Raw genomic sequence first — 23,726 nt, 5'->3', positions numbered from 1 at the left:
CGGGCCTCAGTGGCTGGTCGGGTCGGCGGCGTCGCGCAGACCGTCACCCAAGAAGTTCAGCGCCAGCACCGCGATCACGATGGCCGCGCCGGGTGCAATCAAAAGCCAGGGCGCCTCGATGATGGAACGGATGTTCTGCGCCTCTTTGAGCAGCGTGCCCCAGGACACGGCGGGCGGCTGCAGGCCGATGCCGAGGAAGGACAGCGACGTCTCCGCCAGGATCATCAGCGGCACGGCGAGCGTCAGCGAGGCGATGATATGCGACGAGAACGACGGCACCATGTGCTTGAAGATCACCTCCATGTCCGACAGCCCGTCGAGCCGTGCGGCGATGATGAAATCCTCGTTGCGGAGCGCCAGGAACTTGCCCCTGATTTCGCGCGCAAGCGATGTCCACCCGATCATACTGACGATGATGGTGACGACGAAATAGGTGCGCAGCGGCGGCCAGTCGAGCGGGATCGCCGCCGCCAGACCCATCCACAGCGGGATGGTCGGAACGGATCGGATGAATTCGATCAGGCGCTGCACCAGGTTGTCGATCCAGCCGCCGTAGTAGCCGGAGATGCCGCCCAGGAAGACGCCGATGACCAGAGACACGGCGACGCCGACCAGGCCGATGGACATAGACACCCGGGTGCCGATGATGATCCGGCTCATGATGTCGCGGCCCAGGCGGTCGGCACCCATGAAATAGACCGTCTCGCCGGGGTCCTTGGGGCCGAAGAAATGCACGTTGGTCGGGATCAGCCACAGCAGATCGTAGGCGTAGCCCTCGACGAAGAAGCCCAGCTCGACGATGTCTTCGGGGTCCTCGACAAAGGTGCGGCGCAGGGCGACGCGGTCGAGTTCCATCTTCAGGCCCTTGGCGTGAAGCTGAAAACCTTCGTCGGTGAAGAAATGGATGCCCTGGGGCGGCGCAAAGGTGCGGCGGGGGTTGGTCTCTGTGATTTCCACCGGGGTCAGGAATTCACCAAACAGCGCAATGAGATAGATGAAGATGACCAGCACGCCGGACCAATAGGCCAGCTTGTGCCGCTTGAACCGGCGCCAGACCATTTGCCAGGGGCCCAGGATGACGGGCGACAGCTCTTGCGCGACCGGCTCACCGGCCAGCGCTTCGGGGGGAACATCGGTCATTGGTAACGAATCCTCGGGTCGATGAGCGCCAGTAGAAGATCGGAGATGAGCGTCCCGATCACGGTCAGGATCGACACGATCAGGATCAGCGAGCCGGCCAGATACATGTCCTGCACCAACAGCGCGCGCAGCAGCATCGGCCCCGTGGTCGGCAGGTTCATGACGACCGCCACGATGATCTCACCCGACACCAGCGTCGGAAGAATCCACCCGATGGTGGAAATGAAGGGGTTCAGCGCCACGCGGACCGGGTATTTCAGCAAAAGCTGGAATTCCGTCATGCCCTTGGCGCGGGCGGTGACGACGTAGGGGCGATACAGCTCGTCCAGCAGGTTGGCGCGCATGATGCGGATCAGCGCAGCGGCGGCGGAGGTGCCGACCACGACGATGGGCATCCAGATGTGTTTGAACAGATCGACGTATTTGTCCCAGGTCCAGGGCGCGTCCAGGTATTCCGGGCTGACCAGACCGCCGACCGACTGGCCGAAGTATTTGAAGGCGACATACATCATCACCAGCGCCAGCAGGAAGTTCGGGATGGCGAGGCCAAGGAACCCGAAGAAGGTCGCGACGTAATCGCCGACCGAATATTTCTTGACCGCCGAATAGATGCCGATCGGCAGGGCGGTGGCCCAGATGAAGATCAGCGTCATGATCGAAATGCCGAAGGTCCAGCCCAGGCGGTCCCAGATCAGATCGTTGACCAGAAGGTTCTTTTCAAAGGACACTCCGAAGTCGCCGCGAAAGACGATGCCGGTGATCCATTTGTAGTATTGCACCCAGATCGGCTGACCCAGGCCATACTGCTCGCGCAGGCTGTCCATGATGGCGGTGTTGTCGGACCCGCCTTCGCCCATCTCGGCGGCCAGCGCGTCGAGATAGTCACCGGGCGGCAGCTGAATGATGATGAACGTCACGATCGACACCAGGAAGATGGTGGGGACCATGTAGATCAGACGGCGGAGAACGAAGCCCAGCATGACGATACCTATGGCAGACGGAAAAAGGTGATCGGCCCCGGCGGGAGGACCGGGGCCGATCGGGGAGGTGACCTATGGGAGGTTGTCACCACCTTCGAAGTAGAGCTGCGCGGTATAGGGCGCAGGGAACCACAGCTGACCGGCGATCGGCAGCGGGTTCGGCACGTTGCGCACGTTGTTGCGCGCCACACCGAAGACCGGGTCGTTCTGCACCAGACCGATGGTAAAGAACTGCTCCATCGACAGCTCCAGCACCTCTTCCATGCGGGCCTTCAGCTCTTCGGGGGAGGCCGCCGTCGTCACCTGGTCGTAGGCGTCGAAGATGTCCTTGACCTCTTGCGGCGGCTCTTCGCCGGTCGAGGGATCGACACCCCAGGCCGCCCATTCGCGGGCCCAGCTGACCGAGTTGGAAATCTGCGGCACGTAGCAGATCGGCGTGGTGTAGGCATCCGCCTGACCGCCCGAGCAGTTCCACAGATAGGCGTCCTGCTGGTTCGAGGTGTGAAGCTCGATCAGGCGCGACCGGTCGGTGGCACGGACCTGGATGTCGACGCCGACATCCTTGGCGTAACCGGCGATCAGCTCCATCGCGTCGGGGTATTGCAGGCCAAAGACGTCCGCGACCAGGAAGATCAGCTGGAACGGTTCGCCGTCCGGGCCGATGCGCATGCCGTTTTCATCTTTTTCGGGCATGACCTTGTCGAGGTACTCGTTGGCGAGATCGACGTCATACTCGGTGAACTGCTTGGCGTATTCCTCCTTGTACAGCTCCGAGCCTTCGCGGGGCGCGGTCTGGGCCGGGGAACCGGCGCCGAAATACAGCAGGTCGATGATTTCCTGACGGTTCATCGCGTGGCTAAGCCCGACGCGGAAGTCCTTGTTGTTGACGACCTCGCGCTTGACCGGATCCTGGTTGTTCAGGTTCAGCATCAGGATCACGATGTTCGCAGGCAGGTCGCCCACGTCAAAGAACCCGTACTGGCCCCGCTCCATGTTGTCGGTCAGCGCCGCCTTGTTGGACGGGCGGCCGATGTGGCGCAGCATGTAGTCGATTTCGCCGTTGAACGTCTTGAGCAGGATCGTTTCGACGTCTTCGACCTGATCGTAGGTGATCCGGTCCATGTAGGGCAGCTGATTGCCGTCGGCGTCGACCTTGAAGTAATAGGGGTTCCGCTCGGCGACGACGCGGTCGGTGGACCCGTAGGCGTTGGTCAGGTGCCAGGCATGCAGCGTCGGGCGATCCGGGTTCTGCCAGAACAGCGGCGTGTCCATCGGACCGGCCTTGAGGTTGAACAGCTGCGTCGCGTCGGCGGCGGTCGGTTCGGCGTCGATCAGGGCCTGGATGTCGGGGTTATACTTCTCCATGAACTGGGAGAGGTAATGCTTGGGGTAGGCGGCGGCGTGATAGCCGAAACCATAGGCCATCTTCTGGATGAACAGACCGTTGGGCGAGCCGAAGTCGAACTTGACGGTATAGTCGTCGATCTTGGTGATCTCGACCGGGCCGTTGGCACCGACAAAGGTGGCGTCCTTGTTGGGCGTCAGGGTCGGGTTCGAGAAGATATCCTCGTACCAGAACATGATGTCATCGGCGGTGAACGGTGCGCCGTCGGACCATTTCGTGCCTTCGCGCAGCTTGAAGGTGAAGGCCGAGGCATCCTCGGAGACTTCCCAGCTTTCGGCGATGTTGGGGCGCACTTCGGTCCAGTTCGGATCCCAGCGGACCAGGTTCTCGGAGCCGATGGTGCGGACCATGTTGTGTTGATCGCCACCGCCCAGGATCGCGCGGCGCAGCGTGCCGCCGTATTCACCAGTCTGTTCGATCACGTCCATGACCAGCGGGTTGGAGGGCAGACGCTCCTCCACCGGGGGCAGGGACCCTGCGGCGACCATGTCGGCCAGCGCGGGCGCTTCCTGGTAGGCCCAGGCGGGGGCGCAGACGGTCAGGGCCAGGCCCACACCGGTCAGCGTGCCGCGCAGGCTGGGCAGCTTGCGGATTTGGTAAGTCATTCGGTCTCCTCCTTCGAATGTTGGTTTCGGGGTCACCAGTTGGTGACGGACCCGTCAGGATGGCGCAGGTGCGGGGGCTCGAAATGCTCCGGCTGCGGTGCGGCGCGGATGGCATCTTCGTCCACCTCGACGCCCAGGCCCGGCGTGTCCGTCAGCACATAGTCGGGCCCCTCCATGGGCACCTGCACCGGGAACAACGCGGGATCGTGGAACCCGAGCGATTCGACCGGCGATTGCCGCGTCTCGACCCAGGAAAAATTCGGGACCGCCGCGCACAGATGCGCCGTGGCCGCGGTGCAGACCGGGCCCAGCGGATTGTGCGGCATTAGGTCGACGTAGTGACGTTCGGACCAGCCGGCGACCTTCATCGCTTCGGTGAAGCCACCGATGTTGCAGATGTCGAGGCGCATGAACTGCGTCAGACCCTGTTCCAGATAGGGACCGGCCTGCCATTTGGACGCGAATTCCTCGCCCACGGCAAAGGGCACGTCCACCATGCGGCGCAGGTGGGCATAGGCCTCGGGGGTTTCGCAGCGGATCGGCTCTTCGAGGAAATCCAGCGTGCCGGTGGGCATCATGTTGCAGAAGCTGACGGTTTCGGCAGGCGACAGGCGGTGGTGATAGTCGATGCCCAGCACCAGGTCCTTGCCGAACGCCTCGCGCACGGCGATCAGCTTTTCGGCGGTGGGCCGCAGGCTGGCGCGGGCGTCGTGAACCAGGTTGTGCTGGTCGTATTCCGGGGCCAGGCGCACGCAGGTCCAACCGGCGTCGACCAGTTGGCGGACCTGGGCCACGGTTTCGTCGATGTCGTTGCCGGTGGCGCTGGCGAAACTCGAAACCCGCTCGCGCTGCATCCCGCCCAGAAGCTGATAGACCGGCACGCCCAGGCGTTTGCCCAGCAGATCGTAAAGCGCGATGTCCACGGCGGACATGGCGGCGGTCAGAACGCGGCCGCCTTCGAAATACTGGGACCGATAGGTTTCCTGCCAGATGCGCCCGATGCGGCGGCTGTCCTGGCCCTTGAGAAAGGTCTCGTAGGTGCGGATGCAGGCGGCGACCTCGGCTTCGCGGGCGGACAGGCCGCTTTCGCCCCAGCCGACCAGGCCGTCCTCGGTCGTGATCTTGACCAGCAGCTGATTGCGAATCCCCACACGGGCCAACAACGGCTCGATGGATGCGATGCGTGCGGCGGCCGCGTCGGACGCGCCAGCAGATGCACCAGTAGAAGCCGTTTTCGTCGCAGTCATGCGGTTCATCCCCCTCGTTCTCCTCGAATCACAACGTATCACCATCTTTCACAAATCGTCGACGATTTTTTTCAGAAAGTGCCTGATGGAAATAATTTCGTCGATAAATTTACTGGGACTGGTGATTTTCAGGGGTTACACTAGGCTCGCCGGCGCGTGGATTTGGGTCGGTCCGCACGGGTGGGAGGTATGCGATGTCCGCAGCAGCGCAGAACAAGAACGACGAACAGGAAGACACGCTCTACGAGGCGATCCTGGAGGACATCTCGCGCGGGGTTCTGACGGGGGGCGCCCGGCTGAAGGTGTCGGAACTGGCGGCGCGTTTCGGCGTGTCCACCAGCCCGATCCGCGAGGTTCTGCGACGGATGCAGGGCGAAGGCTTTGTCGAGATCCATGCCAACCGGGGCGCCACGGTGGCCCGGTCCAACGCGGGCACGATCCAGAACGTGTTCGAACTGCTCCAACTGATGGAGCCGTATTTCGTGCGCTGGTTCGCGGAATACGCCAGCCCCGAGATGATCGAAGAGCTGGCCCAGCAGCAGGAGGCGATCCGCGCCAAGGCCAAGGCCGACATCTACGAGTTTCGGGCGCTGGACTTCGACTTTCACTGGACGCTGTGCAAATACCACTACAACACCCAGGCCGCCGAAACCTGGCGACGGCTGCGCACCGCATTGAACGTTCATGCCGCGTTGCTGCGGATCACGCCGCCCCGGATGCAGGCGATCCTGCGCGAACATGACGAGTTGATCGCCGCCTGCCGCGACAACGACGCCGACCGGGCGGACCGGGCCATCCGCGCCCATGTCGACGGATCCTTCGTGCAGATGTCGCAGCAGATGCGCGCCCTGCGCATCGACGGCTAGGGCAGGGGCCTAGCCCAACCGCCCAAGGATCAGATCCGCGCAGCGGTCGCCCAGCATCAGCGCGACCGCATTGGTATTGCCCGCGTTGATGTCGGGCACGGCGGACATGTCGGCCACCCGCAACCCTTCGATCCCGCGCACCCGCATCCGGGCATCCAGCACTGCCATCGGGTCGCCGTCGGCCCCCATGCGGGCGGTGGCGGCGGGGTGGTAGTTGGTTTTCACGAACCGTTTGCAATGAGCGCGCAGGCTGTCGTCGTCGCGCGCCTCTGGCAGGATCACCCGGTCGATGCGCCGCGCCAGCGGGTCGGCGTCGAAGGCGCGCAGGAAGAACCGCTGCCCCTCGACCATCTCGGCCATGTCGTCGGGATGGTGCAGCAGGTTGGGCGACACCACCGGCATCGCGCCCGGATCTGCCGAAGCCAGGCGCACCTGGCCGCGCGACTTTGGTTTGACCACAACGGTGGTGATCGTCAGTCCGTAGTCGTCCTTCAGGTCCTTGGGCGCGTCCCGGTCCAGATAGACAATCGGCACGCAGAAGGCCTGAATCGTCGGCGGGGCCTCGGGTGACGTCGGGTTAACGAAGGCCCCCGCCTCCACCCCGGCAGAGGTGACGGGCCCCGATCCGAACATCTTGAACTGCACCCCGTTGCGGATCATCCGCCAGCCGTCACCCTGTTTGAAGTAGCCATAACGCCCGTTGGCATAGGCGGTGATCGGCACCTCGGGATGGTCGATCAGGTTCTGGCCGACGCCCGGCAGGTCGGCCTGCACCGCGATGCCGTGTTCGGTCAGGTGATCGGCGGGACCGATCCCCGACAGCATCAGGATCTTGGGCGTGACCAGCGCCCCGGCGGTGACGATCACCTCGCCCCCGGCCCGCGCGCTGCGGGTCTGGCCGCGTTCCTTCCATTCGACACCCACGGCGCGACCGTCTTCGATCAGGATGCGGCTGACCTCGGCGTGCAGGCGCACCTCGAGGTTGGGATTGCCGTCCAGCGGCGCGATGAAGGCATAGGCGGCAGAGCTGCGCCGCCCGGCACGATTGGTGAACTGGTAGAAGCCGACGCCGCGCTGCGAGGCGCCGTTGAAATCGGTGTTGAACGGCTCGCCCAGGGTCTGAACCGCTTGGACGAACCAGCGCGACATGTCGTCGATATGGCCCGGATCGCTGACCTGCAGGGGGCCGTCGGCGCCGTGCAGGTCACCGATCAGACGGTTGTTCCCCTCCATCCCCGTGAAATGCGGCAGCACGTCGGCCCAGCCCCAGCCGATACGGTCGTTATTGCCGCGCAGCACCGATTCCCAGCCGTCGAAATCGGCGGGACGCCCGCGCATATAGACCTGCGCGTTGACCGAGGATCCGCCGCCCAGCACGTTGCCCTGCGGGATGTCGTGAACGCGCCCGTCCAGATGCGCCTGCGGCGTCGTCTGGTGATAGCGCATGTATTTCGACCCGCCGATCATCTTGAAGATGCCCGGCGGCATGTCGAGCAGGGGGTGTTTGTGGGAATGCCCCGCCTCCAGCAGCAGAACGCGGGCCCCGCCCTGCACCAGGCGGGCGGCCGTCACACAGCCGGCAGAGCCGCCGCCGATGACGATATGGTCGTAACTTGTGGGCATAAGAGGCCTATTCCAGGTCGAACGTGACGCTGACGTAATCCCAGGCCGCGGTCAGGTGGCGGCGCAGCGCGGCGTCGGCGGCATCGGGGTCGCGTTCCAGGATCGCGTCGAAGATCGCCTTGTGCGCCAGATAGTTGGCATGATTCCGTTCCGGCGACCGCAGCATCTTTTCCCAATGCGGGGCCAGCCAGTTGGTATAACCTTCGTGGATCGCGGGATAGATCGGGTTGCCGCGCATCGCATAGAGCGTGCCGTGAAACGCCGTGTCGGTGCGGTAGAAGGCCAGCGAATCGGGGATCGCCGCCTCGTTCGCGACCAGTGCGGCACGCAGGGCGGCGATGTCGTCGCGGGTGGCGGCGACGGCGGCCTCGCGCACCAGGGCGCGTTCCAGAAAGACGCGGCTGTCATACAGGTTCCGGATGCCGCCGTCCTGGGTCAGCAGATGCGGCACCACCTTGCCCGCCGCCTGCAATACGGCGTCATAGCCGGGCTTGCGCACGATCGGGCGAAACCGCGGACGGCTTTCGATCAGGCCACGGGTGTTGAGAGCGGAAATCGCCTCGCGGATGACGGTGCGCGAGGCTCCGAATTCCTTCATCAGGTCGCGTTCGGCGGGCAAGGGCTCACTGTCGACCAGGTCGCCAGAGGCGATGCGCGCCTCCAGTGCGGCGACGACGGCATCGGCAGCGCGGCCTGTGGGTGCGGCGGATGTCGTGTCCATCTCTGCGCCTCCTTCTGCTCTGACCAAATTCGGGGTTTGGTTATGGTTGCAGAATTGCCGCCCCTGTCAATAGCCCGTTTTTCCGGCGGTATCGGGCAAAATATCGAAAATTGCCTGTTTGACATGCAGAATGAAACCTGACTATGGTCCGACCATAATGAAGCACGAGCTTGGGGAATTTGGCATGCTGGATGCGATCCTGTCCGCGGGGACAGTCACGGCGCAGGGGCAGTTTATCGGCGGTGGCTGGGTGCCTGCGGGCACGCGCAGCGTCATCGAGGTCGACAACCCGGCTGACGAATCGATCATCGCGACGATCCCCGAAGGCACCGCCGAGGATGCCGCCGCCGCCATCGAGGCCGCCGCCGCCGCAGGGCCCGCCTGGGCCGCGCTGCCGCCGATCGAACGCGCCGGTTGGGTCCGCAAGCTGGCCGCCGCCGTCGAGGCAAACGCCGACGCGCTGGCGCGGATCGTGACCACCGAACAGGGAAAACCGCTGGATCAGGCCCATGGCGAGGTCGGCGCCGTCCTGACCTTTCTGACCCATGCCGCCGAAGCCGCGCGCCGGATCGAGGGCGAAATCGTCGCCTCGGACAACCGCGACGAGGAAATCCTGATCCGCCGCCACCCTTACGGCGTCGTCGTCGGTCTGACCGCCTGGAACTATCCCATGGCGCTGGCCGCGCGAAAGCTGGGGCCCGCGTTGGTGGCGGGGAACACCTTCGTTCTGCTGGGCCATGAGATCACGCCGCTGTCGGGTCTGGCCTTGGCGAAACTGGCCGAAAGCATCGGTTTGCCCAAGGGCGTGTTCAACGTCGTCACCGGGCGCGGCCCCGTGGTTGGTCAGACCATGGTGGAACATGCCAAGACATCGCTGGTCACCATGACCGGATCGACCCGCGCCGGTCAGCAGATTTTCCGCGCCGGTGCCGAAGGGCTGAAGGTGCTGCGGCTGGAACTGGGCGGCAAGGCCCCGTTCATCGTCATGCCCGGCTGCGACATCGACACCGCCGTCGCCGCCGCCGTGACCGCGCGCTATACCAATTGCGGCCAGATCTGCACCTGCAACGAGCGGATGTATCTGCACGACAGCCTGGCGCAGGAATTCCTGGAAAAGTTCACCGCTGCCTCGGCTGCTTTGACTGTGGGCAACCCCATGGACAAGGTCGACATCGGCCCCAAGGTCAGCCGGCTGGAGGTCGACAAGGTCGCCGACATGATCGCCCGTGGCCGCGACGCCGGGGCCGAGGTTCTGCTGGAAGGCGGACCGCTGCGTGACGGTGCCTATGCCAAGGGCCACTGGATCGCGCCCACCGTTCTGGAGGTGCGCGACAACGCCGCCCCCACCATCCAGGAAGAGGTTTTCGGCCCCGTCGCCACCGCCCTGCGGGTGAGCAGCTTTGACGAGGCGATCGCCTGCGCCAACGACACGCCCTACGGGTTGTCCGCCTACCTGTGGTCGGGCGACGCCAAACAGCTGGCGCGCGCGCCGCATGAGCTGAAGTTCGGCGAGCTGTATATCAACCGCGCCAACGGAGAGGCCGTTCAGGGCTTTCACACTGGCTGGGGTCATTCGGGTCTGGGCGGCGAGGACGGTCGCCATGGCTTCGACGGGTATCTGCGCAAGCAGACCACCTACAATTTCTGGGGCTGACCGGCCCCCGAAAATTGGCTGGGGCATCCCGGCCGCGTCTCAATGGAGGAGAAGAGACATGAACCGCAGAACAATCCTGATGGGCGTCACCGCGCTTGGCTTGGCAATGACCTCGATGGCATCGGCCCAGGGCCTGCCGCCGCTCGAGAAGAAAGAGCGCTACAAGGTCGGCTTCAGCCAGATGGAATCGAACAACCCCTGGCGCATCGCGGAAACTAAGTCGTTCCACGACACCGCCGAGGCCTGTAACTGGGACCTGATCGCCACCGACGCCGCCGGATCCGCGGCCAAGCAGGTCGCCGACGTGGAAAGCATGATCGCCCAGGGCATCGACGTTCTGTTCCTGCCGCCGCGTGAAGAAAAGCCGCTGATCCCCGCCGTGAAGCGCGCCCAGGCCGCTGGCATCCCCACCTTCCTGGTGGACCGTTCGGTCGATCCGAACGCCGCCGTCGCCGGTGAGGATTTCGTGGCCTTCCTGGGCTCCGACTTCATCGACCAGGGCCGTCGCGTGGCCGAATGGCTGTCGGAGAACTTCGAAGGTGAAAAGGGCGTGATCGTCCAGCTGGAAGGCACCACCGGTTCCTCGCCCGCCAACGACCGCAAGAAGGGCTTCGACGACGCCATCGCCGCCGATGACCGTTTTGAGATCGTGGCCAGCCAGACCGGCGACTTTGCCCGCGATCTGGGCCGTCAGGTCATGGAAACCCTGCTGCAGGCGCACCCGGACGTGAACGTGGTCTATGCCCACAACGACGAAATGGCGATCGGGGCCATCCAGGCGCTGGAACTGGCCGGGCGCAAGCCGGGCGAGGACGTGCTGGTCGTGTCGATCGACGGCACCCGCGACGCGCTGCAGGCGATCATCGACGGCAAGATGGGCGTGACGGTCGAAAGCTCGCCGTTCTTTGGCCCGCTGGCCTGCGAAGTGATGAACCGCTACGCCGACGGTGAAACGATCGAGCCCTGGGTGCAGGTGCAGGACCGTATCTTTACCGCCGCCAACGCCGCCGATCACATCGACGAAGCCTACTGAGTTCAGGCTGATATGACGGGGGGGCCGCGCGGTCGCGCGGCCCCCGATCCGGCTTCGGGAGGGATGCCATGGAAAACCTTTTGTCTATGGCGTCCATCGCCAAGGCGTTCAACGGAGTGCCCGCGCTGTCGGATGCATCGCTGAACATCGCACCGGGCGAGGTGCATGCCCTGATCGGGCAGAATGGCGCGGGGAAATCCACGCTGATCAAGATCCTGACCGGGGTCTATACCCGCGATGCGGGCACCATCGTCTTCAACGGGGTCGAAAGCACGATTTCCAGCCCCCGCGAGGCACAGGAAACCGGCATCGCCACCATTTACCAGGAACTGAACCTGGTGCCGCTGCGCTCGGTCACCGAGAACGTCATCATGGGCTATGAGCCCAAGCAGCTGGGCGTTTTCGTCGACTGGAAAGAGGCGCACCGCCGCACCCGCGAGATCCTGACGCGGTTCGGCATCGACATCGACGTCAAGGCCCCGCTGGGCAGCTATTCCACCGCCATTCAGCAATTGGTCGCCATTGCGCGGGCGGTGTCGCTGGATGCCAAGCTGGTCATCATGGATGAGCCGACGTCCTCGCTCGATGCGTCCGAGGTGCAGACGCTGTTCGGGGTCGTGCGCGGCCTGCGGGACGCGGGGGTTTCGGTTCTTTATGTGTCGCACTTCCTCGATGAGCTGTTCGAGATCTGCGACCGGGTCACCACCATGCGCGACGGGCGCACCGTGGACCTGCGCGCCATGGAAGGCACCACCAAGCTGGAGCTGATCGGCGGCATGCTGGGCCGCGACACCAAGGACATCGCCGCCGCCGGCATGACCGAATTCGGGGGTGGGGCCGCCAAGCAGGGCGATGTCCTGCTGAGCGCCGAAGGCGTCGCCACCGGCCCGCGCCTGACCCGGTTCGACATGAAACTGCACCGGGGCGAAATCGTGGGCCTGGGCGGCCTGCTGGGATCGGGCCGGACCGAAGCGGCGCGCGCGCTGTTCGGGGTCGATGCCCTGACCGAGGGCAAGATCACCCTCAAGGGGCGTGACGGCGCCCCCGCCACCGCCGCCGAGGCCATCGGCGCGGGCATCGGTTACCTGACCGAGGACCGCAAGGCCGAGGGGATCATCCCCGGCATGTCGGTGCGCGAGAACCTGACGCTGGCGCTGTTGCCGCGCCTGACCCGGGGCGGTCAGATCGACCGCGCGCGCGAACGCGAGATCGTGCAGCACTACATCGACGCGCTCGGCATCAAGACCGCCGACATGGAACAGCCGATCCGCGAATTGTCGGGCGGCAATCAGCAGAAGGTCCTGCTGGCCCGCTGGCTGGCGGTGGAACCCGAACTGCTGATCCTGGACGAGCCGACGCGCGGCGTCGACGTGGGCGCCAAGCGCGAGATCCAGGCGATCATCAGGGACTTCGTGGCCAAGGGGTTCGGCGTGGTCCTGATCTCGTCCGAGTTCGAGGAACTGGTCGAGGGCGCGGACCGGATCGTCGTCCTCAACGAGGGCAAATCCGTCACCGAGCTGACCAACCCCGGCATCACCGAAGACATTCTCGTGGGCGCATTGGCCCACGGACCCAGCGAAGGAGCGGCGGCATGAGCGTGCAGGACCTGGACCGTCCCGGCGGCGGCTTTGCCTGGAAACCCTTTCTGCGGGACAACGGGGGGATCGTGGCGCTGGTCGTGATCCTTTTATTCAACGCGATCTTTACCCCGAACTTCCTGCAGGCGCAGACGCTGTTCGTAAACATCTCTCAGGTAGCGACGATCGCCATCGTGGCGATGGGCATGACCCTGGTGATCGCCACCGGCGGCATCGACCTGTCGGTGGGCGCGGTCATGGCGCTGTCGGGCGCGCTGGCCCCGCTGATCTTTCTGTCGGACTGGGCGCAGGGATCGCCGACCCTGGGCCTGATCGCGGCAATCATGTTGCCGATGCTGGCGGCGCTGGCCTGCGGATTGTTCAATGGCTTGATGGTCTCGATCCTGAAGGTTCAGCCCATTATCGCCACGCTGATCCTGTTCATCTCGGGCCGGGGCATTGCCCAGGTGCTGACCAACGGCAACCTGCAGACGTTCAGCAACCCGCAGTTCAGCTATCTGGGCACGGGCCGGGTTCTGGGCCTGCCGTTCCAGGGCTGGCTGGCGCTGGCCATTGCGGTGGTTCTGTTCCTGGTCATGACGCGCACCGCCTTTGGCCGCTACGTGCTGGCCGTGGGCGGCAACGAGCGGGCCGCCGCCCTGTCGGGCGGGCCGGTGCGCCGGGTCAAGGTGGGGGTCTACATGATCTGCGCCGGGCTGTCGGGTCTGGCCGGTCTGATCGTGGTGGCCATCAACTCTGCCTCGGATGCGGCCCGCAACGGGCAGCTGATGGAGCTGGACGCGATTGCCGCCGCCGTCGTGGGGGGGGCCCTGCTGCAAGGCGGCCGCGCCCCGATCTTTGGCGCCATCCTGGGGGCCGTGATCATCCAGCTTGTCAAATACACCCTGCTTGCCAATGGCGTCGAGGATGAGGTCGCGTTGATCGCGAAGGCCTTCATCATCCTGGCCGCCGTCTATGTGCAACAGGCCCGGAAGGAGTGAGCGCCATGAACCAGGACGCATTCGACCTGCGCCGCTTTGTTGTCGGCAACCCACAATCCGCCGCCGTGTGGCTGGCCCTGCTGGCGCTGCTGATCTTTGGCGCGCTGCGCTACGACAACTTTGCCGGGGCCTATAACTTCGGCTCGTTCCTCAACTACAATTCCATGTTCATCGTGATCGCGGTGGGGATGTGTTTCGTGATCCTGACCGGGGGCATCGACCTGTCGGTGGGATCGGTCGCGGCCTTTACCTCGGTGATCGCCGCCTACCTGTCGCCCTGGGGCATTCAGGTGGCGCTGCCGCTGGCGGTTCTGGCGGGGGTGGCCTTTGGGGCATTCAACGCCTTTTGCATCATCGCCCTGCGCATCCCGCCGTTCATCGCGACGCTGGCCACCATGCTGGGCGCCAAGGGCGGCGCGCTGGTGATTTCCGGGGCCTCGACGATTGCGGTCGATTGGGGATCGAACTTTACCAACATGGGTATGAACAAGGCCTTTGGTCTGGTGCCCTGGACCATCATCGTGGTGGCGATCGTGATCGTCGTGTTCTGGATCGTTCTGGAAAAGACATCCCTGGGGCGCACCGTGCTGGCCATCGGCGGGTCCGAGGATGCCTCGACCCTGATGGGTCTGCCGGTGAACAAGGCCAAGGCCTTTGTCTATCTGCTGTCGGGGGGCTGCGCGGGGCTTGCGGGCGTGATCCTGGCCTCGGGCTTTGGCGCGGGCCAACCGCTCGAAGGCATCGGCTGGGAGCTGTCGGCCATCGCCTCGGTGGTGGTGGGTGGCACGCTTTTGACCGGGGGCATGGGATCGGTGCCTGCGACGGTTGCGGGGGCGCTGCTGCTGGGCCTTGTGTTCAACATCCTGAACTTCGAAAACGGGCGCGGCACCATCAGCTTCTCCGCCTATTGGCAAATGGTGATCCGCGGTGGTTTCCTGTTTGCCGTGATCCTGTTTCAGTCGCGCGTGATGGCGCGCACCGCCGTGAAAGGACCCACCAGTTGACCCGGATCACCTCTGTCGAGCCGCGCCTGTTCCATATCCCCCTTGCCGAAGTGCTGGTGGATGCCAAGCACGGCGATCACCACCACTTCGAGCTTGTCACCTGCACGATCCGCATGGACGACGGGTCCGAAGGCACCGGCTATACCTATACCGGCGGCAAGGGCGGCCATGCCATCCTGGCCATGATCGAACACGACCTGGCCCCGTTCCTGATGGGTCAGGACGGATCGAAGGTCGAAGACCTGTTCGAAGAAATGCTGTGGCATATCCACTATGTCGGGCGCGGCGGCATCGCGTCATTTGCCATCTCGGCGGTGGATATCGCGCTGTGGGATGCACGCGGCAAGCGCGAGGGCCGGTCCCTGGTGCAGATGGTCGGCGGCAACGACACCACCTGCAACGCCTATTGCGGCGGCATCGACCTGGGCTTCACCCTGCCCAAATTGCTCGATTCGGTACGCGGTTACCTGGCCAAGGACGCCGGCGGCGTGAAGATCAAGATCGGCCTGCCCCTGGCCGAGGACGTCGCCCGCATCAAGGCCGTGCGGGAGCTGATCGGCCCCGACATGCCGTTCATGGTCGACGCCAATTATTCCATGACCGTCGATCAGGCGATCGAGGCGGCGAAGGCCTTTGCGCCCTATGACCTGACCTGGTTCGAAGAACCGATCATCCCGGATGATTATCTGGGCTATGCAAGGGTTGCGGCAACTGGTATACCAGTTGCCATGGGAGAGAACCTGCATATCATCGAAGAATTCGACCACGCGTTCGCGCAGTCGAACCTGTCCTTCGTTCAGCCCGATGGGTCGAACTGTGGCGGGATCACGGGCTTTCTCAAGGTTGCGGACCGGGCGCAGAAACAGGACGTGATCCTGTGCAGCCACGGGATGCAGGAATTGCACGTCAGCCTGATTTCCGGGTGCAAGGGGGATGGCTGGATCGAGGTCCATTCCTTCCCCATCGACGAATACACGACCCGCCCTCTGGTGATCAAAGGGGGCCGCGCCGTGGCCCCTGACGTCCCCGGCAGCGGCGTCACCTTTGATTGGGCCAAGCTCGACGCGGCCGATCTGCTTCAGAAATAAGGAACACGACATGACCAGCCAGGCCGCCTTTTATCGGGGTGACAAGACGTTTACCGTCGAATCCGTCGAGGTGCCCGCCCCCGCCGCCGGCCAGGTACAGGTGGACGTCGCCTATTGCGGCATCTGCGGTACCGACCTGCACATCTATCTGGGCCACATGGACGGCCGCGTCGGGTTCGAGCGGACCATCGGCCACGAAATGTCCGGCGTGATCTCGGCGCTTGGCGACGGGGTCGAGGGTCTGTCCGTCGGCGATCATATCGTCGTGCGGCCCCTGGACCATTGTGGCGAATGCCCGGCCTGTCAGGCCGGTCATCAGCACATCTGCCACAAGCTGACCTTTATCGGCATCGACAGCACCGGCGCGTTTCAGCAGAAATGGAACGTCCCCGCCCATACCATCCACGTCCTGCCCAAGGATCTGGACCTGAGCCACGCCGCCCTGATCGAGCCTTTGGCCGTTGCCTGCCACGATGTCGATCGCGGCCAGGTCAAGCCGGGCGAAGACGTGCTGGTCATCGGCGGTGGCCCGATCGGGATGCTGGTCGCCATGGCCGCGCGCGACGCGGGCGCCAATGTCACCATCTCGGAGATCAACCCCGCGCGTCTGGCCTATGCCCAGGGCATAGGCTTTGCGGTGATGAACCCCAAGGAAGTGGACGTCGCCAAGGCGATGCACGAGACCACCGGCGGCAAGGGTGCCGATGTCGTCTTCGAGGTATCGGGCACCCAGCCTGGCGTTGACCTGATGACCGCCGCCGCCGCCACGCGGGGCCGCATCGTCATGGTCGCGATCCACGCCAGCAAGCCGCAGATCGACATGTTCCAGTTCTTCTGGCGCGAGCTGGAGCTGATCGGCGCACGGGTTTACCGCCCCGAAGACTACGACACCGCCATGGCCTTGCTGGCCAAGGGTGTGGTCGATTGCAAAAGCTTCATCACCGACATCCAGGGGCTGGACGACATCCAGTCCGCCTTTGAGTCCCTGACCCAAAGCCCCAACGCAATGAAATCCATGATCCGCATCCAGGAGCCCGCATAATGGCCGTTCTCGACACCTTCAGCCTGGCGGGCAAGACCGCGCTCGTCACCGGCGCCAAGCGCGGCATCGGGCGCGGCATGGCCGAAGCCCTGGCCCAGGCGGGCGCCGACATCATCGGGGTTTCGGCCTCGCTGGAATCCGAAGGCTCCGAGGTCGGCAAGGCTGTGACGGCGCTTGGCCGCAAGTTCACCGGCTACAGCTGTGATTTCGGTGACCGCGCGGCCGTCAAGGCGTTCAGCGCCCAGGTGCTGGCCGATCATCCGCAGATCGACATCCTGATCAACAACGCGGGCACCATCCTGCGCGCGCCTGCCGCCGAACACCCCGACGAGATGTGGGACAAGGTGATCGAGGTGAACCTGAACGCCCAGTTCATCCTGACCCGCGACATCGGCCGGACCATGGTCGAACGGGGCTCGGGCAAGATCATCTTCACCGCTTCGCTGCTGACGTTCCAGGGCGGGATCACGGTGCCGGGCTATGCCGCGTCCAAGGGCGGCATCGGTCAGCTGACCATGGCATTCGCCAACGAATGGGCCGGCAAGGGCGTCAACGTGAACGCCATCGCACCGGGCTATATCGACACCGACAACACCGAGGCCCTGCGCAACGACCCGGACCGGTCGGCGTCGATCCTGTCGCGGATTCCGGCGGGTCGCTGGGGCAAGCCGCAGGACTTTGGCGGTCCGGCGGTGTTCCTTGCCTCGGACGCGGCATCCTATATGCATGGCCACGTCATGCTTGTGGATGGCGGTTGGATGGGACGCTGAACCAATGAAGATTGCCTGCCTCGGCGAAGTGATGATCGAACTGTCGCCACTGTCCCCGGATACGGCGCAGATCGGCGTGGCAGGCGATACCTACAACACGGCGGTCTACCTTAAGCGGCTGCTGCCCGACCTGCCGGTGTCCTATGTCACCGGCCTGGGCGACGAGGCGATGTCGGCGCGGATCCTGTCCGCGTTGACCGCCGAGGGGATCGACACCGATCTGATCGAGACGCGGGCGGGGATGTCGCCCGGTCTGTACATGATCACCCGCGACGCGGCGGGCGAACGCAGCTTCAGCTACTGGCGTTCTGCCGCTGCGGCGCGCACGGTTTTTGCCGACCCCTGTTCGGTCACGCCCGACGCGCTGGACGGCTTCGACATCGTTTACCTGTCGGGCATTTCGCTGGCGATCCTGCCGCAGGCCACCCGCGACCGGCTGTATGCCTGGATCGACGGGTTCCGCGCGCGGGGCGGGCGCGTTGCCTTTGACAGCAATTATCGTCCGCGCCTGTGGGAAAATGTCGAAACAGCCCGCGCGCAGACCATGGAGATGTGGCGCCGCGCCGACGTGGCACTGCCTTCGGTCGACGATGAGCAGGAGCTGTTCGCAGAGACCACGGACGAGGCCGTTCTGACGCGGTTGCGGAGCGCCGGGGCGACCTTTGGCGCGCTCAAGCGCGGGGCCTTGGGGCCGGTGTCGCTGGCCGATGGCGCGACATTTGACGTCACGCCCGTGACCCGCGTGGTCGACACGACGGCGGCGGGCGACAGTTTCGCGGCCGGGTTCCTGGCGGCCCTGTCCCAGGGGCGCGATATCCTGGACTGCATGAAGACCGGGCACGCAGTGTCGGCGACGGTCATCTGCCACCCCGGCGCGATCCTGCCCCGCGACGTGGCGCTGCCGGGCGTCTAGACCGCAGGTGTCTGCGGCCGGGGCGGCTGTGGATTTGAGTATTTTTGCCGAGAAGAAGACCAGGGCGGCGCGTTAACCTTAACGGTTGGTGAACGCCGCCCTGTCGGTTTTACCAGTTCGTCACCGATCCGTCGGGCCGCGTCAGCAGCGGGGCCTGCCAGGGGCGGAACGGGCAGGCGGCCAGGATGGAGTCGTCGATCTCGATGCCCAGGCCGGGGCCGTCGGGGACCGGATAGACTGTTCCGTCGAGCGCGGGCTTCACCACGAAGGGGTCGTTCACGGCCTTGACCCCATAGGGCCCGTCGGCAATCGCCTGAACCTCCAGCCAGGCGAAATTCGGCACGGCAGCCGAGAAATGCACGCTGGCGGCGGTGCAGATCGGGCCCAGCGGATTGTGTGGCATCATGTCGACGTAATGCGCCTCGGACATGGCGGCGACCTTCATCGCCTCGGTCAGGCCGCCGACGTTGCACAGGTCAATGCGGTTGAACTGGTGGATGTCGCGTTCGATGAACGGCAGGAACTGCCATTTCGATGCGAATTCCTCGCCCACGGCAAAGGGCACATCGGTCAGACGGCGCAGCGCCTCATAGGCCTCCGGCGTTTCGTCGCGGATCGGTTCCTCGATGAAATCGAGCGTGCCGGACGGCATCTTCTGACAGAAAGACGCGGCCTCGGCCACGGACAGCCGGTGGTGCCAGTCGATGCCCAGCACGACCTCTTCGCCAAGGTCGGCGCGCACTTCGCGGCAGAGCTTGGCCGTCTGCGCGATATGGGCGCGGGGGTCGAACGTCTCCATGTCCGAGAAATCGGGGAACACGCGGATGCAGCGCCAGCCCCGGTCATAAAGGTCGCGGGCATGGGCGCGGGCGCGGGCGAAATCGGTCGAGGGGCAGGAGGCAAAGGTGCCCACCACGTCCCGCTGCTTGCCGCCCAGCAGGGCATGGACCGGCACGCCGAGCGCCTTGCCCTTGATGTCGTGCAGCGCGATGTCGATGGCGGATATCGCAGCGGTCAGCACGCGCCCCCCTTCGAAGTATTGCGACCGGTAGAGCCGTTGCCAGATCGCGCCCGTCTGGGTGGCATCGGTGCCTATCAGCAGGGGGGCGAAATGTTCGATCGCGCCGATCACGGCCTGTTCGCGGCCCGACAGCCCGCTTTCACCCCACCCGTAAAGGCCGTCTTCGGTTTCGATCTTGACCAGCAGTTGATTGCGCCCGCCGATCCAGGCGGCGATGGGCGTCACGGCAGAAATGATGGGAACGGCGCGGGCAAGGGTCGGCGCGGCGAGGGCGGTGGCGGTCATAGGGCCCCCAGACGGGCGGACATGCCCTGATCTGCCAGAATCTCTGCGCCGGTCAGGGCGGCGGCGGCATCCGACAGCAGCCAGGCGGCGGCGGCGCCGACTTCGTCGACGGTGCTGACATGGCCGGTGGCATGCCAGGAATTGAAGAGATCCATGCAGTCTTGTTCCTTCGCGATCTTGGTGACGGCCTCGGTCATGGTCAGGCCGGGGGCCAGCGCGTTGACGCGGATGCCGCGGGGCCCCAGGCTCCAGGCCATGGCGCGGGTCATTGCGGTCAGGGCACCCTTGGTTCCGGCATAGGCCTCGTAGCCCTGATCCGAGGCGCGGGCGTGGTTCGAGGCGACGTTGACGATGGCGGCCCCGCGCGGCATCGCGGGCAGGGCGGCCTGAACCACGATCATCGGCGCGCGCTGATTGACCCGCCACAGCAGATCCATGTCGGCGACGGGCATGTTCTCGAACGGGGTCTGGATGGTGATGCCGGCGTTGTTGACGATCCCGTCCAGCGGGCCGAGCGCGGCGACGGCGGCGGCCAACGCGGGGGCGTCGCCCACATCGACCTGGGCAAAGGTCGCGCCCTCGGCCTGGATGCCGGCGCGGGCTTCTGCGCGATTGTCGAAGCCGGTGACGCGGGCCCCGGCGGCGCGGCACTGGCGCAGGATGCCCAGACCGATGCCCGCGCCCGCGCCGGTGACCAGGATGTGACGTCCCGACAGATCGGTCATTTCACCGCCCCCGCCGTGACGCCCGACACGATCCGGCGCTGGAACGCCACGAACAGCAGCAAGAGCGGCAGCGACCCCAGGACAGCCGCCGGGAACAGCATGTCAGGCTGGATGTTCAGGTTGCCCACGAAGCGGTAGACGGAAATCATCACGGTGAACTTTTCGGGCGTGGTCAGCAGCAGCAGCGGATAGGTGAAATCGTTCCACACCATCAGCGTCACGAACAGCGACAGCGTCGCCGTGGCCGGGCCCAGCAGGGGGCGGATGATGTACCAATAGATCTTCCACGGGCCGCAATTGTCGAGACGCGCGGCTTCTTCCAGCTCTTTCGGGATGGCCCCGATAAAGCCGGTATAAAAGAACACGGCCAGCGGCAGGTTCAGCGCGGTGAAGGCGATGATGATGCCCAGATAGCTGTCCAGCAGGCCCATGTTGCGGAAGATGACGTAGATCGGCGTGATCGTCACAAAGGGCGGCGTGGCCAGGCCAAGCGCCACGATCAGCAGGACGATCTTGGTGAAACGGTTGGCGCGCCGCGCCAGCGGATAGGCCGCCATCGACCCGAGGAAAGCCACCAGAACCGTCACCGACAGGGTGATGCCCAGCGAATTGACGACCGACCGCAGGTAGCCCATGCCTTCGATCGCGCGGGCGTAGTTGCCGAGGTAAAGCTGCGTGGGCAGGCCCAGCGGCTGGGCTGTGATTTCCTCGGCGGTGCGAAACGACATGGCCAGCATGTAGATCACCGGCATCAGCATCGCGATGACGACGACCACGACCAGCGCCTGCGCCAGTTTCCACGAAATCGCGCGGACAGCGGGGCTCATTGGTTGTTCTCCCGACGCTTGAGATAGGTGTTCTGGACCACGGCGACGACGACCACGATCACCAGCATGATGATCGACAGCGCGCTGGCAAAGCCGAACTTGTAGCTGCCGAACAGGTTGTTCACGATTTCCAGCGACAGGGTGTTGGTGGCCCGGTCCGGCCCGCCGCGTGTCATGATGAACGGCAGCTCGAAGGTCTTGAGCGTGCCGACCGTCGACAGGATCACGTTGATGGTGATCGAGGGCGCCAGCAGCGGCAGTTCCAGATACCAGAACCGTTGCAGGGATTTCGCGCCGTCCAGGCGGCCCGCCTCTTCGATGTCGCGGGGGATGTTGGCAAAGCCCACCAGAAAGATCGCGGTGGTGTAGCCCACGAACATCCACACATGGGTCAGCGCGATGGCATAAAGCGCGGTGTCCGGGTCGCCCAGCCAGCCACGGGACAGCCCGCCCAGGCCCACCGCCTCCAACAGGGCGTTGAGCCCGCCGGAATAGGGCGCATAGATGAACTGCCAGATGTAGCCGACGATGACGAAGGACATCATCGCGGGCGTGAACAGAACCGCCCGGCAGAAATTGCGGATCGCGGGCATGCGGTGCAGCAGAAAGGCGAAGATCAGGCCCAGCAGGGTCTGGACGGTGACGACGACAAAGGTGAACTTGACCGTCACCCAGACCGAATTCAGATACCGATCCCGGCTGACGAAGCGGTCGTAGTTCTTCAGGCCCACGAAATCCGCATCGCCCACGCCGCTGAAATCGGTAAAGCTCATCTGCACCGAAAGCGCGATCGGGTAGAGAAAGAACGCCCCGATGAACAACAACGCGGGCACGGTCAGCATGTAGAAGCTACGGGGGTCGCGCATCAGTCGGCTCCGGGGTGGGGTGGGGAAAACGAATCCCCGCCGCACAGACGCGCGGCAGGGGTCGCGGGAGGAGAGCTTACAGCGTGTCTTCGACCGCTTCGTCCCAGCGTTCCAACACGTCCTCGTTGGACCGGTCGGTGTTCAGCAGAAAGCCGGTCAGGCTGTCCCAGATCTCTGCTTCCAGGGGCTTGGGCCAGTCGAGGACCGCAAAGGGATACATGATCACGCCGCCATCGATGCGCGACTGATCATAGGGCGCGGCCAGGTCCGGCATGCCCGATGCGCCGCCCTGAAAGGGGCTATAGGCGCTTTCGGCGTCCAGCATGACCTGCAGGTTTGCCTCCTCGGCAAAGAACTCGATAAAGGTTTTCGCCGCGTCCATGTTCTCGGACCCCGCGCTGATCGACCAGCCGATGCCGAACAGGTCCAGCGCCACGCCCGACGCCTTGCCCGACGGGATCGGCGCAAAGGCAAAGTCCAGCCCCTCGACCGAGGAGAAATCGGCGATGTTCCAGGCCCCCTGGGGCATCATGGCAAAGTTGCCGGCTTTGAATTCTGACAAAGCCGACGACCAGGGGTCCAGACCGGCCTGCGCATCGGGGTCGACGCATTTGGCGTCGATCAGGGCGCGGATCTCGTCGATGGCGCCGCCAAAGCCTGCGTTCTCGGCAAAGGTCGCGTCGCCCGCGCCCAGATCGGCGGCCGCCGCCTCCGAGGCCTCCAGCCCGTTGGCGATGGTGAACAGCGGGGCCGAAAAGCCGCCGGTAAAGACCATCGGCTTGATGCCCGCCGCGTCCAGCGCGCCGCAGGCGGCCTTCAGCGCGTCGAGCGTGGTGGGCGCCTCGTCGATGCCCACGGAGTTCAGCAGGCCCATGTTGACGAAATTGCCCATGCCGATGACTTCCAGCGGCATGATGTAGGTGGCATCGCCCGAGGTCACCGACGGGACCAGCCCCGGTTCCAGCCGGGTGTACCAATCCGACGAGGTGCCCAGATCGGCCAGCAGACCGGCGCCGCCCCAGATCTTGACCAGGGGCATATCGGTCATCATCACGTCCGGCGCATTGCCGCCCTGCAGGCGCGGGGGCAGCACGACATCGGTGTCCAGACGGCTGATGTAGGACAGTTCCACGTCGATATCGGGATGCGCGGCCTCAAAGGCCTCGATCAGTTCGGGCAGGCCCGCGGGCTCTGTCTCGTTGCCTTTCCATGCAGTGACGTCCAGCGTCACCGATTGCGCCTGCGCCACGGTGCCAAGCGCCAGGGCGGCTGTCGCCAGGCCAAGCGTGCGAATGTTGAAATGGGGCATAATGTCCTCCCTAGGATATATGTT

21 protein-coding genes are annotated in these 23,726 nt (G+C 64.9%); 10 read left to right on the top strand and 11 right to left on the bottom strand.

Going from position 1 to position 23,726, the window contains the following annotated elements; all coding sequences use genetic code 11:
- Window positions 1-6: 6 nt before the first annotated feature.
- The 4 genes from K3551_RS19825 to K3551_RS19810 all read right to left on the bottom strand — a co-directional run bounded on the left by K3551_RS19825 (window position 7) and on the right by K3551_RS19810 (window position 5,377).
- Window positions 7-1,140: an ABC transporter permease gene (locus K3551_RS19825; protein WP_259920440.1), complete on the bottom strand. Its 1,134-nt coding sequence runs from the start codon at window positions 1,138-1,140 to the stop codon at window positions 7-9.
- The gene (locus tag K3551_RS19820) at window positions 1,137-2,120 is read right to left on the bottom strand and encodes an ABC transporter permease (RefSeq protein ID WP_259920436.1); all 984 of its coding nucleotides are present in this window, start codon (window positions 2,118-2,120) and stop codon (window positions 1,137-1,139) included. Before K3551_RS19820 ends, K3551_RS19825 begins: the two co-directional genes overlap by 4 nt.
- A gap of 72 nt (window positions 2,121-2,192) precedes the next feature.
- Window positions 2,193-4,130 (bottom strand): ABC transporter substrate-binding protein, encoded by a 1,938-nt coding sequence (locus K3551_RS19815; protein ID WP_259920432.1) that lies wholly within the window; start codon window positions 4,128-4,130, stop codon window positions 2,193-2,195.
- Between the two features lie 32 nt (window positions 4,131-4,162).
- Window positions 4,163-5,377 carry a mandelate racemase/muconate lactonizing enzyme family protein gene (locus K3551_RS19810; protein ID WP_259920429.1) on the bottom strand — a complete coding sequence of 405 codons (1,215 nt, stop codon included), beginning with the start codon at window positions 5,375-5,377 and terminating at the stop codon, window positions 4,163-4,165.
- A gap of 194 nt (window positions 5,378-5,571) precedes the next feature.
- Between K3551_RS19810 and K3551_RS19805 the strand changes: the two genes are divergently transcribed.
- Entirely contained in the window at window positions 5,572-6,243 is a 672-nt protein-coding gene (locus K3551_RS19805; protein WP_259920427.1) for a GntR family transcriptional regulator, read from the top strand.
- A 9-nt stretch (window positions 6,244-6,252) separates the two neighbouring features.
- Here K3551_RS19805 and K3551_RS19800 read toward each other — a convergent pair whose 3' ends face one another.
- Both K3551_RS19800 and K3551_RS19795 read right to left on the bottom strand, forming a co-directional pair.
- Window positions 6,253-7,866 carry a GMC family oxidoreductase gene (locus tag K3551_RS19800; RefSeq protein ID WP_259920425.1) on the bottom strand — a complete coding sequence of 538 codons (1,614 nt, stop codon included), beginning with the start codon at window positions 7,864-7,866 and terminating at the stop codon, window positions 6,253-6,255.
- Window positions 7,867-7,873: 7 nt separating this feature from the next.
- Window positions 7,874-8,587, bottom strand: a complete 714-nt coding sequence (locus tag K3551_RS19795) for an FCD domain-containing protein (protein ID WP_259920423.1) — start codon at window positions 8,585-8,587, stop codon at window positions 7,874-7,876.
- A 130-nt stretch (window positions 8,588-8,717) separates the two neighbouring features.
- On the opposite strand from K3551_RS19795, the gene K3551_RS19790 reads away from it, so the two are divergent.
- The 9 genes from K3551_RS19790 to K3551_RS19750 all read left to right on the top strand — a co-directional run bounded on the left by K3551_RS19790 (window position 8,718) and on the right by K3551_RS19750 (window position 18,669).
- Window positions 8,718-10,241, top strand: coding sequence for an aldehyde dehydrogenase family protein (locus tag K3551_RS19790; protein WP_259920421.1), 1,524 nt, complete (start codon window positions 8,718-8,720; stop codon window positions 10,239-10,241).
- A 58-nt stretch (window positions 10,242-10,299) separates the two neighbouring features.
- Window positions 10,300-11,274 carry an ABC transporter substrate-binding protein gene (locus tag K3551_RS19785; protein ID WP_259920419.1) on the top strand — a complete coding sequence of 325 codons (975 nt, stop codon included), beginning with the start codon at window positions 10,300-10,302 and terminating at the stop codon, window positions 11,272-11,274.
- Window positions 11,275-11,342: 68 nt separating this feature from the next.
- Window positions 11,343-12,869, top strand: a complete 1,527-nt coding sequence (locus tag K3551_RS19780) for a sugar ABC transporter ATP-binding protein (protein WP_259920417.1) — start codon at window positions 11,343-11,345, stop codon at window positions 12,867-12,869.
- Entirely contained in the window at window positions 12,866-13,852 is a 987-nt protein-coding gene (locus tag K3551_RS19775; RefSeq protein WP_259920415.1) for an ABC transporter permease, read from the top strand. Before K3551_RS19780 ends, K3551_RS19775 begins: the two co-directional genes overlap by 4 nt.
- Before the next feature lie 5 nt (window positions 13,853-13,857).
- Entirely contained in the window at window positions 13,858-14,856 is a 999-nt protein-coding gene (locus K3551_RS19770; RefSeq protein WP_259920412.1) for an ABC transporter permease, read from the top strand.
- Entirely contained in the window at window positions 14,853-15,944 is a 1,092-nt protein-coding gene (locus K3551_RS19765; RefSeq protein ID WP_259920410.1) for a mandelate racemase/muconate lactonizing enzyme family protein, read from the top strand. The genes K3551_RS19770 and K3551_RS19765 overlap by 4 nt, the downstream gene beginning before the upstream one ends.
- A gap of 10 nt (window positions 15,945-15,954) precedes the next feature.
- Window positions 15,955-16,986, top strand: a complete 1,032-nt coding sequence (locus K3551_RS19760; RefSeq protein ID WP_259920408.1) for a zinc-binding dehydrogenase — start codon at window positions 15,955-15,957, stop codon at window positions 16,984-16,986.
- Window positions 16,986-17,756 (top strand): SDR family oxidoreductase, encoded by a 771-nt coding sequence (locus K3551_RS19755; protein WP_259920406.1) that lies wholly within the window; start codon window positions 16,986-16,988, stop codon window positions 17,754-17,756. Before K3551_RS19760 ends, K3551_RS19755 begins: the two co-directional genes overlap by 1 nt.
- Before the next feature lie 4 nt (window positions 17,757-17,760).
- On the top strand, window positions 17,761-18,669 hold the full coding sequence (locus tag K3551_RS19750) for a sugar kinase (RefSeq protein WP_259920404.1): 909 nt from the start codon (window positions 17,761-17,763) through the stop codon (window positions 18,667-18,669).
- Between the two features lie 109 nt (window positions 18,670-18,778).
- Here the strand turns inward: K3551_RS19750 and K3551_RS19745 are convergent, their stop codons facing one another.
- The 5 genes from K3551_RS19745 to K3551_RS19725 all read right to left on the bottom strand — a co-directional run bounded on the left by K3551_RS19745 (window position 18,779) and on the right by K3551_RS19725 (window position 23,702).
- Entirely contained in the window at window positions 18,779-19,975 is a 1,197-nt protein-coding gene (locus tag K3551_RS19745; protein ID WP_259920402.1) for a mandelate racemase/muconate lactonizing enzyme family protein, read from the bottom strand.
- The gene (locus K3551_RS19740) at window positions 19,972-20,700 is read right to left on the bottom strand and encodes an SDR family NAD(P)-dependent oxidoreductase (RefSeq protein ID WP_259920510.1); all 729 of its coding nucleotides are present in this window, start codon (window positions 20,698-20,700) and stop codon (window positions 19,972-19,974) included. The genes K3551_RS19745 and K3551_RS19740 overlap by 4 nt, the downstream gene beginning before the upstream one ends.
- Window positions 20,697-21,527: a carbohydrate ABC transporter permease gene (locus K3551_RS19735; protein ID WP_259920506.1), complete on the bottom strand. Its 831-nt coding sequence runs from the start codon at window positions 21,525-21,527 to the stop codon at window positions 20,697-20,699. The genes K3551_RS19740 and K3551_RS19735 overlap by 4 nt, the downstream gene beginning before the upstream one ends.
- Window positions 21,524-22,393 (bottom strand): carbohydrate ABC transporter permease, encoded by an 870-nt coding sequence (locus K3551_RS19730; RefSeq protein WP_259920504.1) that lies wholly within the window; start codon window positions 22,391-22,393, stop codon window positions 21,524-21,526. The genes K3551_RS19735 and K3551_RS19730 overlap by 4 nt, the downstream gene beginning before the upstream one ends.
- A 76-nt stretch (window positions 22,394-22,469) precedes the next feature.
- Window positions 22,470-23,702, bottom strand: coding sequence for an ABC transporter substrate-binding protein (locus K3551_RS19725; RefSeq protein WP_259920503.1), 1,233 nt, complete (start codon window positions 23,700-23,702; stop codon window positions 22,470-22,472).
- Window positions 23,703-23,726: the final 24 nt, after the last annotated feature.

It is taken from the genome of Jannaschia sp. M317 (genome assembly GCF_025141175.1).
Lineage (GTDB): Bacteria > Pseudomonadota > Alphaproteobacteria > Rhodobacterales > Rhodobacteraceae > Jannaschia.
The sequence above is the reverse complement of the archived record's forward strand: the minus strand, read 5'-3'. Positions and strand labels throughout refer to the sequence as shown.